Source organism: Nostoc sp., assembly GCF_036919675.1.
GTDB lineage: Bacteria > Cyanobacteriota > Cyanobacteriia > Cyanobacteriales > Nostocaceae > Nostoc.
Genome location: NZ_JBALCP010000095.1, coordinates 1 through 17,546, shown reverse-complemented (window position 1 = coordinate 17,546; position 17,546 = coordinate 1). Strand labels below are relative to the sequence as shown.

Genomic DNA, 17,546 nt, shown 5'->3' with positions numbered 1-17,546 from the left:
CAGTTCAAAGACTCGTCAACGGAGTTCAAAGGTGGATTCATCCAGTTCAAAGACTCGTCAACGGAGTTCAGGGGTGGATGAATCCAGTTCAAACACTCGTCAACGGAGTTCAGAGGTGGATTCATCTAGTTCAAATACTCGTTAACGGAGTTCAGAGGTGGATTCATCTACTTCAAATACTCGTTAACGGAGTTCAGAATAAGCTACTGTGTTATACACAAGTCAAATTACCCCCCTTAATCCCCCCTTAGAAAGGGGGGAAATAGGAATCTAGTTCCCTCCCCTTTTTAAGGGGAGGGTTAGGGTGGGGTAAAACTAACGCGAAAACCAAATGAGTAAACTATTTCAGACTTGTGTATACACCGTAGCGATATATTGGGGGGTTAGGGGGGATGTAAAAGTGCCTAAAGTCACAGCGAAACACTTTTCAAACAACCTCTTATAGTCTTTCGCCAGCGTTTCACCACTGTTTGTAATTCCCCCGACAACCAGCTATCAAATTGCGGATAAACTGGCAAACGGCGCACCAATTCCCACCCCGCAGGTTGTAAAATTTCTCTTAATGCCTGTTCCTGAACATGGGGATAATCGGGATTCACTTCATCTTTTGGCCCAATTCCGCCCAAATCTCGCGCACCAGCGGCGATACAAGCGAGTAACCATCGGTCATCGTTAACTAAATTCGGCGGAATTTGAATGGTAATATCTGGCGGTAAAATCTGACGCGCCCTGAAAATGACTTCTGGTAACTGATGGGGGTCAAAAGGTGGTGCATCAAAGGTTTGCTGATCTCCTGGACTATGAGGTTGCAGGATAACTTCTTGAATGTGGTGATAATGTTGATGCAGTTGAGATATAGCTGTTAATGTTTCCCACCAATCATCTACAGTTTCCCCAATTCCCAACAGTAACCCAGTTGTAAAGGGAATCTGCAACTCTCCCGCCCATTGCAATTGTTGCAGCCTGACTTCAGGTAATTTACTCGGTGCGTGCCGATGTACACTATTTAACAATGTTGGCGTTAACTGTTCCAACATCAGCCCCATCGAAACATTTACACGCTTGAGCTTTTGCATTTCCTCAAAACTCAGTGGCCCCGCATTCGTGTGTGGTAAAAACCCCATTGAAAGCGCTAATTCACACAAATCATAAATCCGCCCAAACCACGCCTGACGCCTTGGCGAATGGGGATGCACTTCACCGCTGAGTATGAGGATTTCACAGACTTTTTCGCTTTGAAGTGATTTTAAAATACTTTCTGCATCTGAGAGACTCATCCAGGGACTTTTACCCGGTTCACTGCGAAAGTTGCAGTAACTACAGCGATTAAAGCACTCGTAACTGGGAACGATTGTATAAGCAGGGCTATAGGTGACAAGACAAGAATTATTAATTGGCATAAGCAGGATAATCTAACTATATAGATTACCATGTGACTCTTGTTGCCATAATATTAGATAAACAATAACTATTTTGTTTTATAAATTTCTGGTAACTGCCACCAAGTAGCATGGGGATACTCGTGATGTTCCTCGTGGTAGCCAAAATGATAGCAGGTGAGAAATGACCACCAAATTGGACGGCTAATTGTTTGGGCACGATGAGGCTGAATATAACCTCCTATGGGTTCGCTATGAGGTAGAAAAGTACCAAAATAAAATAATTGGAATGAACTTAAAAGCGAGGGAATCACCCAAAAGGTTGTTAGATTAGCGTGGGGTATATGAAGGATGTAACTAGCAAAGTGATAGATAAGAGTCAGAGCAATCATTTGTCCCCAACTCCAGTAACCCTTCATAAAATGAAAATACCAAGCAAAGAAATTTTTGTGTTTACCATTATGGAAATCTGGATCTGTTTGACTTGCTGGATTGTGGTGATGCACCCAATGTTTTTTCAATAATTTTTTATATGGTAAAAGACCATAAAGAGATAGAGTTAATGTCCCAATAAGATGATTAATCTTGGTGTTTTGGGGAAACACTACACCATGCATAGCATCATGTGATGTAATAAATAATCCCGTATATAAAAATGTTTGCCATAGGATAACAGGCGATAACATCCACAATTTTAACTTGGAGATGTCAAGGGAAAGTAATAAACTCAGGCTAATGATCCATGCGCTAACAATGACAATAGCAATGAAAAGTCCCTTAAACTGAGATTTACTTTTCACTACTGGTGTCAGTTTTGTTTGATGACTGGGTGGTTGTTCTAATTGAATCACGCTTTTACTCCGCCTAGTATTCAGGTAAAAATTCCTAAAATATAGTCACCACAAAAAGTACTAACCACGAGCCAGAAAACCCTTTTAGTGGTCAGTGTTTCGCATTGGACAGTGCCAATACTTGAAATTGTTTATAAATATTAAGATACTTTAACTATTATTACACATGCAAGCCGATACCAACAAATATTTTCGGTTGAGAGGTTGGGCAGCATAAGTGTTAATACTGGGCTATTCGTAACTATAAAAACTATTTTTCAATTCATTACTTACTAAACAGCCGAAGATGGTGAAAAAAGATGGTAACATAATTAGCGGAAATCGGGTATGAAGTGGAGTAATTCCCGCATTACGCTGTAGCCGTTGAGATCCCAAACTAAGTAAGCGACAAAACCGACCATAGCTAAACGACCGTTCCAAAGTTCGGACCCAGGAGTAAACCCCAACTCTAAAGCATTACGATTCTTGCGATTGTAGACGTTTTCTGTTGCATCACTTGGGTAAAGTCCCATTGTTGATTTTCCTGAAGAATTAAATTATATTTTTAATCCTATTTAACCAATAAATTAGAGCTATCTGTCTGTAGTACTAAAGTGTAAACAAGCTAAAGGATGAGATTTTCAAGATTTTCAGGAAATCTTTTTAAATTAGCAAAATAGTATTTCAGATATCAGAAAAAATCTAACGAAAGTTAGAAGGTTTCCTGAGTGTTATTGCCCAAACTAAAAAAGAGCAAATAATATTTTTCAAACTTATACTATGGCTCCTACGGTATTGATTACAGGTGCTTCTGAAGGCATTGGCAAAGCAACCGCTCTTTTATTTTCTCGGCAAGGATATGACCTTGTAATTGCAGCTCGTCATGCTGAGGGCTTGGAAGCTGTAGCGCAGGAAGTACAAAGCTTTGGTAGTGCTGCACCATTGACTGTTATCTGCGATGTTACTGACGCATCTCAGGTACACACATTGGTGCAAAAGGCATTGGAGCATTATGGTTATATCGATGTGTTGATAAACAATGCAGGTATCTTCGCATCGGGGCCAGTAGAGCAGTTTTCTCTGAGTGATTGGCATCAAATTATAGACACTAATTTATGGGGATATATCCATACAATTAATGCCCTTCTACCTCATTTTCTCCAGAGAGGAAGTGGAACCATTGTTAATTTAAGTTCCATCGGTGGTAAGGTGCCTACTGCTTACTTGGTTCCCTACTGTACTAGTAAGTTTGGTGTCACAGGGTTAACAGAAGCACTACAAGTAGAATTGCAGCCAAAGGGTATTCATGTTTGTGGCATTCATCCGAATTTGATTAAGAGTAGTTTGATGGAACGAGCAGTTTTTCGAGGTAAGGATGAGCAAGACGCTCAAAGTCGGCGCGAACAACTCGAAAATGTGTTTAAAAATCCTCTAGTTGAGAAGCCTGAAAATGTGGCAAATGCTATCTGGGATGCAGTTAAAAATAAGAAGCCAGAAGTAATGGTTGGTTCGGCGAATTTATCGCAGGCTTTGTATCGCTTGTTTCCTGGTTTGATTAAGTGGGTTTCTCGACAAGCCTTGAAGAATCAGGATAATTAATTTTTGATAGATAAGTTAAAGAGCTAGAGCCGCTTACTAAGGAATAAGAATTAAATAACATACAAATTTATGTCCCTGACTTACCTCACCCTCAATCCCTCTGCTTATAAAGGAGAGGGAAGCAAGATAGAGGATGAAGTTTTGCATTTTATCTAATCCACGTTCCTAAAAGTGAATCATCCGGGAAAAAGGAAGGATCATTAGTTTATCAGGACTCGCACTCGCGTTTAGTGACATAGTGACGATAGCGAAACATTGCTTCTAGTTGCACTTGCACTAACCAACCGCTGACAAATTCAACTGTTCCTCCCCCAGGCATAGAGAAGGAAATAGCATCGGTTAATTTGGTTTTGCCATTTTCCGGTTCAAATTCATGTCGATGTACCCAAGATTCAAAAGGGCCAGATATTTGTTGGTCAGCAAATAGGCGATATTTTTCACATTCAGTATGACGCGCTAACCAAGTTAAGGGTAATGGGCCGACAAACAAGCGAAATTCTGTGATAGCGCCCACGTTCAGCCCTCCCTCACGACGAACCACTTGGACTGGCTGCCAAGGTGGATTCAGCAGTTGCAAAATATCTGGCCTTTCGTGAAATTTCCAAACTACTTCTGGCGGGGCATTAATTACTGAGGAATGTTTAAAGTGCAGCATGGAAAGAAAAACCTAAAATTCAACTTTCGGATTCGGTATCAATCTCAATATCTAGGGTGTCTTCATTAACCCGTACATACAAAATATTGGGGTTACAGCAAACTTGACAATCTTCAATGTAAGATTGTTGTCCTCCAGCACTCAAATCAATAAAAGTTAAGTTCGGTTCGCCGCAATAGGCGCAGTAATACTCCGCTGTGTTTTGCATCAAGTTTTCAGCTATGAATTCAATGGCTGTAATTCCTTTGGGGATGGGTTGATATAACTCTTAGCATCAGCCAAATGCTTTAGTAGTGTAGACTGTGGCAGAGGCCCTTGCAAGTGGCTCCAGGGTAATACTTGCTCTGTTGACCACTCGGCGTGGACGTAAAAATCTAAATCGGGGATTTTTCCTTTGAGTTGTTTGAAAGCCCGTTTGTAGCTACCCAAGGAGTCACCAAAGTCACGAGTAAGTTGGAGAAGTTGGGACACTCTACGATCGCCTCTCGATAACAAAGCTTGTATAATCGACCAATTATAGCTTTCTGGGCGAAATTCTATCCCCTGTGGTTTTAGCTGTTTTTGCAAAAACTGCAACCGCTTCTCTGCTTGACGATTCACCCCAAACCATTGAAATGGTGTGTGTGCTTTGGGTACGAAAGTGCTGCATCCGAATGTTAAGCGCAATCCCGGCGCAGCTTTTTTGATACTACGCATGATCGCCACAGTTTGCTCTAAATCCTCTGGTTCTTCACCGGGAATACCTGCCATTCCGTAAAGTTTCAAGCTTTTTAAGCCGCCAGCTTTGGCATTTATCGCAGCTTGGATGATTTCATCGTTATGCAGCTTTTTGTTGATGATTTGCCGGATTTTCTCAGAACCACTTTCTACAGCAATGGTAAGCGATCGCGTGTCTCGTTTCGTCAAAGTTTCTGCTAACTGGACTGTTACGGTATTGGTTCGCACTGATGCAATACTGAGACGGACATCATCGTACTTTGGCTGACTAATATAATCTAGCAAAGTCTCAAATTCTGGATGTTGAGTTACTGAAGCCCCCAATAATCCTAGCCGATTTGTAACTTCTAAACCTTTGGCGATCGCTGGAATTAATGAACCTTCAAGACTGGCTGTCCTAAAAGGCAGTGTGAGATAACTCGCCAAACAAAAACGGCACATTTCTGGACAACTTCTCACCACTTCCACCATGTAAATATTTTCCCATGCGGCTTTTTCGGTGACTACAGTCGATGCCGAGAGAGTATTTCCCCGATAAGTCTGCTTTTGCACCACTGCGGGAATTTCTGGAGAAATTGGTTTAATTGACTTTACTGCACCATCTATTGCGTAATATTCCACCTCATATAAACTGGGAATATAAATTCCTGGGACTTGTGCAAGTCTTTTTAGTTGAATTTGTCTAGAAGCATTTCTTACTTCTTTGTAAGCCTCAATGAAATTTCCCAGTAGGTTTTCGCCATCCCCCAATAAAATTACATCAAAAAAATCTGCATAAGGTTCGGGATTAGCTGTGAGAACGGGGCCACCACCAAAAATTATCGGATGACAATCATCACGAGAAGTTGCCAAAATGGGAATTTCTAAAGATTCCAGCAAATTTAAAATATTCACATAATCCAGTTCCCAGGAAATCGAAAATCCCACAATTTCCGGTGTTCTGGGGAGTTGTTCGTGAGTATCTGTAAACAGGCGACTCACCTGCACATCATCACGCATTGCCAAGGTTGCCCAAACTACCTGATAGCCGAGGCTTGTGATACCTACGCTGTACTCATTGGGAAAGGCGAAGATTATGGGGATAGCGTTGGTATCTGGGGTGGTGGGTGTAAACAGAAGGTGTTCAGAGTCAAATACAGATGATGTCACAGGCGTTTTTTACGGGTGTTTGTGAAAATGTGGGCGACTCTAAGTCGCGCCTATACAGGCAAAACCCACGAGGTGGGTTTGATTTTAGTCCGCGCAGGCTGACGAGAGTTTGTGTAGCCGCGACTTATTTATAGTTGTCAGGGCTTCTTTATCTATATTTAATTTTAAGCCATAGAATTATCAAGTTAAAAAACAATGTCAAGCTGTTAGCAACAATAATTGGCAAGGCTTGTAGATAAATTCCGTAAATTAACCACAAAAAAACACCGAGGATAAATGTAATCAGCATGATGAAAGAAACATCTTCTGCTGATTTTGTTCGCCATATCTGAAACATCTGTGGTAAAAAGGCAGTGGTGGTTAGTGTGGCAGCAGCTAATCCGATAATTGTCAGAAAATCCATTTATACAAACCTATAAAATAAAGTTTTTCTTAGTTAAAAATTTAGAAAATAATTTTTATAATACTGGATTAATGTCTTCAAGTTTGCATTTTAACGCCAGGTAGAAAGTGGAGAAAAAAAGGGGAGATAGTTTAACTTTTTTCTTCTTTTTTAAGCTTTCTCCTAATCATTAAAGGATATTTGATTAACACTAGCAAAACCGATTAATTAATTCTTCACGGGATAACTGCAATAGTAAAGGCGTAAACTCTTCTGGTGGTAACGCTAATAAAAGTTTAATAATTTCTTGAAGCTCATTATCTATTTCACCAAAACGAACTTTCAGCAAGTTTTCCACCACCAAGTGTTCTCCCTGCTGAATTCCTGTTTCGAGTCCCCGTTGTTCGCCTTCTTGTATCGCCTGTTCTCGGTCTTGTTGGTAAAGTGGTGCTAATCGCATAAGTAATTCCCTATCTTCCTCGTCTTGATTTTGAGTGACTTGTAAGTTTTGTTGCAAGTTGTACAGCAATTCTAACGCTGCTTTTCGGAAAGGATTATCAGGAGTAAGTGCTTCTAGTTAGTCAATTGCTTGCTTTTGAACTTCGCCGTAAGGAGCGAGTAATTGTTCGAGGTAGTCTTTGGCAAATTGGTTGTGAATAAATCTGGTCATATTGGTAGTTTGGTGATGCAAACCAGTTTATTTACTATTATCTGACGATTTATTGAGATAAGACTTAGCCCAAGAGTAGCGTTGTGAATCTTTTTTTAGTAAATATTCTGCTGCTTCATGTCGTTTATTCTCATCTTTTGTACTCCTGACTACTCGTTTTCTTTCAGCATCTATATCTTCAGTTTCAGCCCCACGCTCAATAGCTTGTTCAAACCAATAATCACCTTGTTCATAATCATATTTGTCATAACATATAGCACCCATTAAGGTGTAAGGTTGATGACTATCAGGCTGATACTCCATAGCTTTATTTGCACAAGTTTCGGCATCATCTAATTTATCACTATCTCTAAATGCTGCTCCTCTAGTGACTAAAATAGCTGATTTTAGATTACTATCATTGACTCTATTTAAGTCCAGGTTAGTAAGTTTTAAAGCCCGTTCAGGTTCATTTGCTTTGCGCCAATAACCACTAGCTGTGGGGATATTCCACTTGTGTCCAGTACGTCCAAGTTCTTGTTCATAAAACTCTGCTTCTAGTTTATAATATGTAAGAGCAATTTTTCCGCCACGAGATAATAGATCCTCTTCAATAAGCTGCAAAACCAACTTAGGATCTAGCCGTTCTTTTTTCTCTAGTTTGACCATGATTGCGTAAAATGGCTCTAGTGGAAGTGAAGGATCTGCCAATCCATATTTTCTTTTGAGCGCAGCAAAGTGCTTGTGTTGAGCTAAAATAACGATATCTTCATATTGATTCTTTCTCAGCCAGTCAATTTCTAAATCGCTCACGACTACTCCTGATATTATCTTTGACTTCAAGACAGAAGCATATTTGTCATTAGCAATTTCAATTGTTTCCGGCAATTGAGACTGGATTAAAAAAATAATATCCTGCTCATTTAAATGAGTTTCTGAATCAATTTTTTTCAGAATTGCATATAAATAATTAGCAGGTGATAAATCTTCATATTGGCTAGCTTTATACTTTGCCTTCAATGCAACAAATTGTCGTTTTAATTCGAGTTCCTCCGCAATAGCAATTGTTTCGGTAAGTCCTTGCCGTTCTAGCCAGTAAATTTCTGAATAAATTAATTTTTTGTCCGCATCAAGTTTTTGTAGTATTTGATATAGTTGACTTAATAAGGATGTGTCTGGGTGTTGGCTTGCTTTATACTTACTCTTTAGCTGAGTAACTTTAGCTCGTTTTGCAGACTCTTGTGTTTCAAAAATTTCTATAGCTTCAAAAAGTTCATGATTTAGCAGCCACTCATATTCAGAATCACTTAAAATTGCTTCTGTATCTAACTTTTTTAGTATTTTATACAGTCGGTTATCAGGAGATGAATCTTGATACTTGGTGGCTTGATATTTCTCCTTTAAATCAGCAAAGCATTTTATATCTTGAACAATTGCAACTGTTTGACTAAGATTATTCTCTTGCAATAATTTAACTTCTGAATCAGTCAAACTATTTTCTGATTCAAGTTTCCAAAGTATCGGATACAAAATACTGCCTACTGATGATTCCCAATTTTTGGCAACTTTATACTTAGCTCTAAGATGAGAAAATTCAGCTTCTAGTCTTTTGGATTCTCCCATCCTAAATTGTTGTAGCCAGATAATTTCAAGGGTTTCAAAAAGCTCATGCTCTTGTAACCAATTAAATTCTAAATCAAAGAGTTCAATTCCTAAGTCAACTTTTCGTAGTATGAGATATAGAAAACTAGAGGGTGATGAATCTTTATATTTATTTGCTTGGTATTTAAACTTGAGGGCAGTAAAGTGTTTTAACCTGTTTTGATCCTCTTTATCCATATTGCTAACAAATGCGATCGCACTTAGTTAAATGTGTTATCCGCTACTATAATACCAATAAAAAAGGGTGAGTGTCTGACTCGCCCTTTTTATAGCGGTTCTCGGCTGTTGTGAGGTACAAGAACCCCACCCCGCAAGCGAGGAAAGGGCTATGATGTACTTTATGTGATTAGGAAACGCTATATTTGCGGTGCTTGCTGCTGTTTAAGTCGCTTGAAATACGTCGCACTGATCTGGGCTAATAGAAAATCAGGAATTAAAATCTTAGCAAGAGGCACAATAGTAGCTGTAACGATTTTCAAAACATATCGTTAAAAATCCCGTTGCCTGAAAGCTAGGGAATGTCGAAACCCCAAAAAATTACATGAATGCTGAAGACTTCTTAAATCAAGGATTAAACCACAGTTCGCAAGGGGATTATCAAGGAGCGAACGCAGCTTACACCCAAGCAATCAAGCTCAATCCTAACTATGCCGAAGCTTACCATAATCGAGGAATTATTCTCAGTGGTCAACTTAAAGATTATCGTGGTGCGATCGCAGATTTTAATCGCGCCATAAAAATCAATCCCAATTTTGCCGAAGCCTACTGTCAACGAGGTAATGCTTGTTACTTTTTAGCCGATTATCAAGGAGCGATCGCGGATCATAACCGAGCATTAGAAATCGATCCCAATCTGGCCCAATCTTACCACAGCCGGGGTAATGCTTACTTTGCCTTAGAAAACTACGACAAAGCGATCGCTGATTATATCCAAACAATAGAAACTAGTACCCAATTAGCTGATAATATCAATGTTGATATTGCCAATGCCTATCATAATCGGGGTGTAGCTTGTTTTGAGAGCGGTGATCATCAAGGAGCAATCGCAGATTTTCAACAAGCTTTACAGTGGCATCCCCATTTTGCCGCAGCTTACAGCAATCGGGGTAATATTCATCATATCTTAGGCAATTATCAGGAAGCGATCGCGGATCATGACCGAGCATTACAATTAAATCCCAACTTGGCGGAGGCTTATCATAATCGAGGTAATGCCCACTACGCTTTAGCAGACTATCAAAGTGCGATCGCAAATTACAACCGCGCCCTAGAAATTAACCCCAAGTTTGCCGGGGCATATTACAATCGGGGTCTAGTTCTTGCTCATCTCAAAGAATATCACCGAGCAATTGAGGATTTTAACCAAGCGTTAAAGTTGAATCCGGATGATCTGCAAGCCTATTGTGAGCGGGGTCTTGTCCGTAGTACTCTTGAGGATTATGAGGGTGCGATCGCAGATTATGACCAAGCGTTACAAGAAAATCCGACTCTAGCTTTAGTATACGGCTTTCGGGCGAATGCTCGTCGCCGACTGGGAGATTATCAAGGTGCAATTGAAGATAGCAATCGCCTATTACAACTCAATCCTAATTTAGCTGAAGGATATTGCGATCGCGCAGCGGCTCGTCGTTCTTTAGCAGATCATAAAGGAGCAATTAAAGATTATGATCGGGCATTAGAGATTAATGATAACTTAGCCGCAGCTTATTATGGTCGGGGTATTGCCCGTGAAGCCCTGCAAGACTTACAGGGAGCAATTGACGATAACACCCAAGCAATAGAGCTTGTGCCGGAATTTTCTCAAGCGTACTGCAATCGAGGAAATGCTCGTCGTCTTTTAGGAGATGAACAGGGGGCGATCGCAGATTATAATCAAGCATTACAAATTAATCCTAATTTAATTGAAGCATATTACAACCGAGGTTCAACCCACTATGCTTTAGAAGAATATGAAAGTGCGATCGCAGATTACACCCAAGCTTTGGAAATTAATCCCCAATCTGCTGCATTTTACAGCGATCGCGCTAATGCTCGCTATGCCTTAGAAGATTTTCAAGGGGCAATAGAAGATTACAGTCGAGCGATCGCGATCGACCCCAGTTTTGCTGAAGACTGGTACAATCGGGGTCGTAGCCGTTCTTTATTAAAAGACTTACAAGGAGCGCTTGCAGACTTAAACAAAGCCTTAGAGCGTCAGCCTAATTGGGCTTCAGCTTACATCCTTCGGGCAGATGTCTACCAAAATCTGGGAGACTCCCAAGGAGCAATTGCCGATTTCCGGAAATCCGCTGACTTATATTATCAAGAAGGAAATATCCAGTATTATCAACAAATTATTCAGCTAATTGAACAGCTTCAATGAAGAAATTGGGTATTAGGCATTGGGCATTGTCACGCTGGAATAAATGAATTTCCAGATTTTGAATTGGTTGTTGAGTTTGATGTAAAATCCGATGTAAATGAGATTGCGTGCGCCAATTTTTACCTACAGCTTCAATTAGTTCATACCAATGTTCCAATAGCTGCGATCGCATATTCTGCTGCACCTGATACAGACACTGTGGCCGGAGTGCTGCCAATATCAATAGACAGCACATCAAAATCTACCGGAAGTCCGTTAGCACAAACAACTTTGTTATTTTCCAAGTCTAGGGCAACTACTCTGTTAATATACAACTGTGCTTGAGCAAAGTTCGCTAAAGGTCGCAAATCAATATGGCATTCATCGTGGCTGTTAAATCCAGCAATGTGTTCTGGTAACATTCCAGAGTCGGCTGTCTTTTGATTTGCAGTAATCAACGTCAAACGGATTTTGGGTAACGGCTTCATTCCAAACATTATCAGGACAATTGCATGGCTGTGACTGCCACCAATCAGCACTAAGTCTTTAACTATCGTATGTTGACAGTAATCATTAATTCTTTTCATACTGTAAAAAATATTTCAAAAAATATTTCATCAACAAATAACAGTCAATTCTCAAAAATATGTCTGGGGATACATGCTTTTCAGCAAAAAGTTAACCAAACTCAGTATAATTTACAAAAACAACGTTTAAAAATAGCAATTGAACAACTAGGGAATAAGACAATAGAAACCAGTCTCGCTGTTATTAATGATTTAGAGCAAATTGCCCATAATTATCCACAGTACCACTGGATAATCATGGAGATTCTTACTACTTTTGTCCGAGAAAATGCTTATTACATGCCCCAAAAGGAAGTAACAAGCAATATCGGGGCAAAAGTTCGTGCAGATATTCAAGCAGCCCTTACCGTTATCGCTAGAAGAGATGTAAGTAAATCGGCGGGAATAAATCAAACTATGTTAAGTAATGTGAAAACATTGAGATTGGCTTTTAGTAGGGGCTTTAGCCCTGATGTTAGGGCTAAAGCCCTGACTACAAACCTGGAATTATTTATGCCGAGCTACTTAAATAAAGACCCAGAAAATGAGCAACTTGATTTGAGTCACGCGGACATGAGAGGAGCAAACCTGAATAGGGCGAACCTAGAACAGACAAATCTCTATCAAGCTAATCTTGCTGGGGCTAATCTCAGAGAAGCTAATCTTGCTGGGGCAATCCTCAGTGCAGCTAACCTAGAAGGAGCTAACTTATATCTAGCCAACCTAGAAGGAGCAATCCTCAGTGCAGCTAACCTAAAAGGAGCTAACCTCTCTGGAGCTAACCTACATTGTGCAAGCTTATATCTAGCTAGGTTGGACGGGGCTATTCTCGATGATGCCATACTTGATGGGGCAAATCTTAGGGAAGCCAAATTTTCTAAGTAAAATACTAGTACCGCAAGGTGTAAATCCAGCTACCATTTCAATTAACAAGACTTGGGGCTTAACAACGGGCAAAATCCCCTTGTTAAAAGTAGTCAAACTTCCGCCACAGTTTACTATAGCAGTCCTAAATAATTCGTAAACTTCTTTCCTTCTTCTTTTGGCGCTCTTCTCTAACGAGACGCTGCGCGTTCACGTAGCGTTCCGTTGGCGCAGCCTCTGGTAGAGAAGGAAAGGCGGCAACTCTTAAAGACGCTACGCGTTGGCGGAAGCCTCTCGCAGAGATGGCGGTAGCCTACGGCAAGCCGCTGCGCGTCTACGATAATTTTTACAACTCACATAATAATGTCCGCTAAATTACCCATAGAAGAACCCCACCCCCACTAAGAGCAGCCTCTTAGGTTAGCTCAAGCGCAGCTTGGGCGGGGTGGGGTTCTCTTATGATGCTTACAGCTATTTTCAGGTAAATAAACCACGCGGTAGGGGCGCAAGGCCTTGCGCCCCTACGACAGATGTGGTTCAAATACATGAAAACTGCTGTAATTGCCCGGACATCATATCAAATAAGATTGCTATAGTACGGTTTATCTACGAGACGCTACGTGTTCGCTTTTGCTCTGGTAGATAAGGCGGAATTCGTAATTCTTGTACCACAAGCGTTTCATTGTTTTGGAATGGGTGGTTTATTTCTGTCGGAACGTATAAGTATATTCGATGTCATTCCTTAGTTCAATGAGTGCCTTGACACCTATTATAATTTTTTGCTAAATGCTATACTATTTTTCCCAAATATCTAAGTAATAATTCTAGGTTGTAAGGAAAATCTTTACCATGTCTTCTAAAAAGACAGACGCTCCGTTGAATTGGTTGATAACTATAACAGTTATATTTGGCTTCTCATTGACTGTAATTTTATTCGCGTTGTCCAGTATTAAGGAGTTGTCAATTCAGGAAAAAATCCAATATAGAAACCAAGCATTAACAACTACTGCAATAGTTTTTCTAGCATCGGCAGCAATATTTAATACTTATTATGCATCAAAGCGTGCCCAAGCGATGCAGAAAAATGCGATCGCAGCTGAGAAAAACCTGGAAATTGGCATTCAGAATGCCAAAATCAATCAAGACAGATTGATTTCAGAACGCTTTATGGGGGCAATTGCCCAGCTTGGTCATGATAAGATTGAAACCCGAACAGGTGCAATTTATGCATTAGAAAGAGTTGCTCAGGATTTTCCTACTGAACACTGGACAATCATGGAAATCCTCACTGCCTTTGTGCGAGAGAATGTACCTATCCAGCCGGTGAGGGTAGAGCAACAAAAGCCGGAACATTCACCAGCAGATTACTCAGGTAGGCGTAGAGGTGGATCGCGTCCGACTCAGCAGTTGGAGCAAAACCTCCATGAAGAATTGCCAAACATCCGCACTGATATTCAAGCAGCCCTAACTGTCATCGGCAGGCGTAATTTACTCGAAGACCCAAAAGATCAGAAACTTGATTTACGCAATATCGACATCAGACGAGCAGACCTGCTAGGAGTTAATCTCCAACAAGCAGACTTACGTGGTTCTGACCTGAGTGGGGCTGACCTGCGTGGAGCCGACTTGAGTGAGGCTGACCTGAATGGCGCTAAACTCGTTAGGTCTATTCTCTATGAAACTAAATTACAAAAAGCTAGCCTATGTGGAGCAAACCTTTGTTGGGCTAATCTCAACCGCGCTAATCTTTGTGGGGCAAACATGCGTTCAGCCAACCTCTGCGGCGCAAGTCTGCGTATAGCTAATCTGCAAGGAGCAAACCTCTATAAAGCTAACTTGCAACAAGCAACCTTAAAAATGGCCAATCTCTCTGGAGCAAAGTTGTTTCTCGCTAACTTGCAAGGAGCAAAACTGGGTAAAGCCAATCTGCACATGACGGGTTTAATTGGTGCTAACCTTTCAGGGGCTAACTTAAATGGGGCCAACCTTTCAGGGGCTAACTTGAATGCAGCAAAACTTCACCAAACAGAAGTCTATTTTGCCAACCTCTCTGAAGCCAGCTTAACGGAAGCTGACCTGCATCAAGCAAACCTCATCGGAGCAAACCTGTATAGGGCAACCTTTTATCAAGCTAACCTGACTCAGGCAAACCTGATGGGAGCTAATTTCTCAGAAGCTAACCTTAGTAATGTCAAACTGGAAGGGACAATTTTAACAGGGGCTAAAAACTTAGAGTTGCAGCAGATTAGAAAGGCACTTGGCGATCGCACTACTCGCCTACCTGATTATATAGAAGTACCGACAGATTGGCGGCAGTCTGGTTAAGTTAGCGCAGCATCATTAGTTATTTGGGCGCATTCTACCGTTTTCACTTAATGCTATAGTTTTTACCAAAAGTCTCCGTAACAATTCTGGAGATCAGGAAGAAACATAATCTATGTCTGATAACAACACAGACACACCCAGAAATTCATTTATATTTCTAATTTCATTTACTGTATTTGCATTATTTATTATTTCATGCGTTATAGTCGCTTACTTTGTCTCGTGTCTCGTGTGTCTCGTGTGTCTCGTTGTCTCGTTTGTCTCGTTCCCAGTCTCTGACTGGGAATGCCTAATGTGAGGCTCCGCCTCAAGACTAGCGGCAGAGCCGCAATTGAAGAGCATTTCCAGCCAGAGGCTGGAAACGAGGTATTAATGCTGTGCCCCTACGAGTGGTCTGTATTCCATGCAATTAAAAACTGCTATACGATTCTGAAACTTGAGCCTTAGAACCTCAACGTCGAGCCTTTTAACCTCGACGTCGAGCCTTTTAACCTCAACGTCGAGCCTTTGAACCTCAACGTCGAGCCTTTGAACCTCAACGTCGAGCCTTTGAACCTGAACGTTGAGCCTTTTAATCTCAAAGTTGAACCTTTGAAGCTCAACGTCGAGCCTTTGAACCTCAAACGTGACCTTTTTAAGATATAAGATTGGCTAGAGTGACTGCAAAACCTAACTTCCTGGTATAACCTGATAAATATTCCCTAAGCAAGAGATAAACAATAGGACACCTGTCCTATCTTAGTAATTCTATGGGAACAGGAAAAGGAGATGTCTGTAACAAAAGGGCTAAAAAGTTTAGATTTAATTCGGGAGTTTCGGCAGCAACTCAATCTTTCTCAGAAACAGTTTGCTACTAGATTAGGAGTTTCATTCAAAACAGTCAATCGCTGGCAAAATGGGCATACAGTGCCTTCAAATATAGCATTAAAACTTATAGAAGAAATGTTACCGAAGATGGGTGAACCTGGTAAAAGGCTGCTCAACCAGTATTTTCCAGAAGCAAAGTAGGGTTATGACTCATAAAGTGAGGACATCTAAACCTAAAGACATCTTTGCTAGCAGTACAAACAAGGGCGCAATCATTCGAGAGCAACTGTTGCACTATACTATTGCTTTGCTATCCGTTGCCTTAGCACTCGGAGTAACGCTGCTGCTGCGTCCATTTCTGAGCGCAACGCCTGCTGCGCTATTTTTTGCAGCGGTGATGGTGAGTGCCTGGTACGGGGGTTTCGCACCAGGACTAGTTGCAACTGTTTTGTCTACTTTGGTAGTCAACTACTTGTTTCTTCAGCCGCTCTATCCGCTGTACATTACACATCGGGACATTTTAGTGCGGCTGGCCGTGTTCATGATCACAGCAGGGTTAATTATCTGGCTCAACGAATCACGCCGCACAGCCCAAAGGAAAGCTGAAGCGAGCCTCAAGTCTTTACGCCAAAGTGAGGCAAGGTTTGGTTGCTTAGTAGAGTCCAATATTATTGGAATCATTATGGCTGATGTAAACGGCTCGATCCTTGAAGCGAATGATGCCTTTCTGCAAATGCTCAATTATACACGCGAGGATTTGCGCTCTGGTCGAATCCGCTGGGGCGAGATCACCCCACCCCAATACCTTGAGGTGAGTGAGCGATCAATTCAAGAACTGAGAATTGCCGGGAGTTGTAAGCCCTTTGAGCAGGAATACATCCGTAAAGACGGCTCTCTAATTCCTGCCTTACTTGGCTTTGTCAAGCAGGAAGAGACTATAATTGGTTTTGTTCTTGACTTAAGCGAACGACAAGCCGCGCAACGCGATCGCAACCAGGCAGAAGCAGCGTTGCGTGAAAGTGAAGCCCGTTTTCGTCATCTGGCAGACACCACTCCCGTACTGGTGTGGATGTCTGGCACAGACAAACTCTGTTATTACTTCAATAAACCCTGGCTAGAGTTTACCGGGCGGACTCTGGAGCAAGAGATGGGCAACGGGTGGGCTAAAAATGTTCATGAGGATGATTTTCAGCATTGCTTAGACACATACATCAATGCCTTTGATGCCCGACAAGATTTCAAAATGGAATATCGCTTCAGACGCTTTGATGGCGAATACCGTTGGATTTTCGATACTGGTGTGCCTCGGTTTGCACCAACAGGAGAATTTCTCGGCTATATTGGCTCCTGTGTTGATATCCACGATCGCAAAGTTGCCGAAGCCGCCCTGCAACAACTGAACGAAATGCTGGAACAACGGATTCAAGAGCGCACCCTCCAACTCGAAGTTGCCAATAAGGAACTAGAATCCTTCTCCTATTCAGTCTCTCACGACTTGCGAGCACCGCTTCGCCACATCGCCGGATTTATAGAACCCATTTGGGATCTGGTGTACCGGGAGATTAAAAGTATTTTTTATTACTTATGTACTCAAGCAGTTTAACAGATGAAGAGTGGTCAA

General features: G+C 41.3%; 15 protein-coding genes and 1 pseudogene. 6 read left to right on the top strand and 10 right to left on the bottom strand.

Going from position 1 to position 17,546, the window contains the following annotated elements; translation table 11 throughout:
* Nucleotides 1–410 precede the first annotated feature (410 nt).
* The 3 genes from cofG to V7K49_RS19830 form a co-directional block, all read right to left on the bottom strand.
* Entirely contained in the window at nucleotides 411–1,400 is a 990-nt protein-coding gene (cofG, locus tag V7K49_RS19840; RefSeq protein ID WP_335207025.1) for a 7,8-didemethyl-8-hydroxy-5-deazariboflavin synthase subunit CofG, read from the bottom strand.
* A gap of 68 nt (nucleotides 1,401–1,468) precedes the next feature.
* Nucleotides 1,469–2,230, bottom strand: a complete 762-nt coding sequence (gene crtW / locus V7K49_RS19835) for a beta-carotene ketolase CrtW (protein WP_335207024.1) — start codon at nucleotides 2,228–2,230, stop codon at nucleotides 1,469–1,471.
* Between the two features lie 311 nt (nucleotides 2,231–2,541).
* Nucleotides 2,542–2,742, bottom strand: coding sequence for a chlorophyll a/b-binding protein (locus tag V7K49_RS19830; protein ID WP_335207023.1), 201 nt, complete (start codon nucleotides 2,740–2,742; stop codon nucleotides 2,542–2,544).
* A 247-nt stretch (nucleotides 2,743–2,989) separates the two neighbouring features.
* Here V7K49_RS19830 and V7K49_RS19825 point away from each other — a divergent pair, with 247 nt between their 5' ends.
* Nucleotides 2,990–3,808, top strand: coding sequence for an SDR family NAD(P)-dependent oxidoreductase (locus tag V7K49_RS19825; protein ID WP_335207022.1), 819 nt, complete (start codon nucleotides 2,990–2,992; stop codon nucleotides 3,806–3,808).
* A gap of 208 nt (nucleotides 3,809–4,016) precedes the next feature.
* On the opposite strand, the gene V7K49_RS19820 is transcribed toward V7K49_RS19825, so the two are convergent.
* The 6 genes from V7K49_RS19820 to V7K49_RS19795 form a co-directional block, all read right to left on the bottom strand.
* Nucleotides 4,017–4,463, bottom strand: a complete 447-nt coding sequence (locus V7K49_RS19820) for an SRPBCC family protein (RefSeq protein ID WP_334871765.1) — start codon at nucleotides 4,461–4,463, stop codon at nucleotides 4,017–4,019.
* Nucleotides 4,464–4,482: 19 nt separating this feature from the next.
* A complete protein-coding gene (locus V7K49_RS19815; RefSeq protein ID WP_334871764.1) occupies nucleotides 4,483–4,671 on the bottom strand; it encodes a CPXCG motif-containing cysteine-rich protein in 189 nt (62 codons plus the stop codon).
* Between the two features lie 11 nt (nucleotides 4,672–4,682).
* A complete protein-coding gene (locus V7K49_RS19810; RefSeq protein WP_335207021.1) occupies nucleotides 4,683–6,329 on the bottom strand; it encodes a B12-binding domain-containing radical SAM protein in 1,647 nt (548 codons plus the stop codon).
* 148 nt (nucleotides 6,330–6,477) lie between these two features.
* Nucleotides 6,478–6,732: a SemiSWEET transporter gene (locus V7K49_RS19805; protein ID WP_335207020.1), complete on the bottom strand. Its 255-nt coding sequence runs from the start codon at nucleotides 6,730–6,732 to the stop codon at nucleotides 6,478–6,480.
* A 190-nt stretch (nucleotides 6,733–6,922) separates the two neighbouring features.
* Nucleotides 6,923–7,240 carry a hypothetical protein gene (locus V7K49_RS19800; protein WP_335207019.1) on the bottom strand — a complete coding sequence of 106 codons (318 nt, stop codon included), beginning with the start codon at nucleotides 7,238–7,240 and terminating at the stop codon, nucleotides 6,923–6,925.
* A 168-nt stretch (nucleotides 7,241–7,408) separates the two neighbouring features.
* Entirely contained in the window at nucleotides 7,409–9,199 is a 1,791-nt protein-coding gene (locus V7K49_RS19795) for a hypothetical protein (protein ID WP_335207018.1), read from the bottom strand.
* A gap of 364 nt (nucleotides 9,200–9,563) precedes the next feature.
* Here V7K49_RS19795 and V7K49_RS19790 point away from each other — a divergent pair, with 364 nt between their 5' ends.
* Entirely contained in the window at nucleotides 9,564–11,384 is a 1,821-nt protein-coding gene (locus V7K49_RS19790; protein WP_335207017.1) for a tetratricopeptide repeat protein, read from the top strand.
* Between the two features lie 115 nt (nucleotides 11,385–11,499).
* Here V7K49_RS19790 and V7K49_RS19785 read toward each other — a convergent pair.
* Nucleotides 11,500–11,950, bottom strand: a pseudogene (locus V7K49_RS19785) (FAD-dependent oxidoreductase); the annotation flags it as partial.
* A gap of 237 nt (nucleotides 11,951–12,187) precedes the next feature.
* On the opposite strand from V7K49_RS19785, the gene V7K49_RS19780 reads away from it, so the two are divergent.
* The 4 genes from V7K49_RS19780 to V7K49_RS19765 all read left to right on the top strand — a co-directional run bounded on the left by V7K49_RS19780 (nucleotide 12,188) and on the right by V7K49_RS19765 (nucleotide 17,528).
* The gene (locus tag V7K49_RS19780; protein WP_335207016.1) at nucleotides 12,188–12,814 is read left to right on the top strand and encodes a pentapeptide repeat-containing protein; all 627 of its coding nucleotides are present in this window, start codon (nucleotides 12,188–12,190) and stop codon (nucleotides 12,812–12,814) included.
* 828 nt (nucleotides 12,815–13,642) lie between these two features.
* Nucleotides 13,643–15,118, top strand: coding sequence for a pentapeptide repeat-containing protein (locus V7K49_RS19775; RefSeq protein ID WP_335207014.1), 1,476 nt, complete (start codon nucleotides 13,643–13,645; stop codon nucleotides 15,116–15,118).
* Nucleotides 15,119–15,886: 768 nt separating this feature from the next.
* Complete coding sequence (locus V7K49_RS19770) at nucleotides 15,887–16,126, top strand: helix-turn-helix domain-containing protein (RefSeq protein ID WP_334871757.1); 240 nt, start codon at nucleotides 15,887–15,889, stop codon at nucleotides 16,124–16,126.
* A gap of 4 nt (nucleotides 16,127–16,130) precedes the next feature.
* The gene (locus tag V7K49_RS19765) at nucleotides 16,131–17,528 is read left to right on the top strand and encodes a PAS domain S-box protein (protein WP_335207012.1); all 1,398 of its coding nucleotides are present in this window, start codon (nucleotides 16,131–16,133) and stop codon (nucleotides 17,526–17,528) included.
* Nucleotides 17,529–17,546 lie beyond the last annotated feature (18 nt).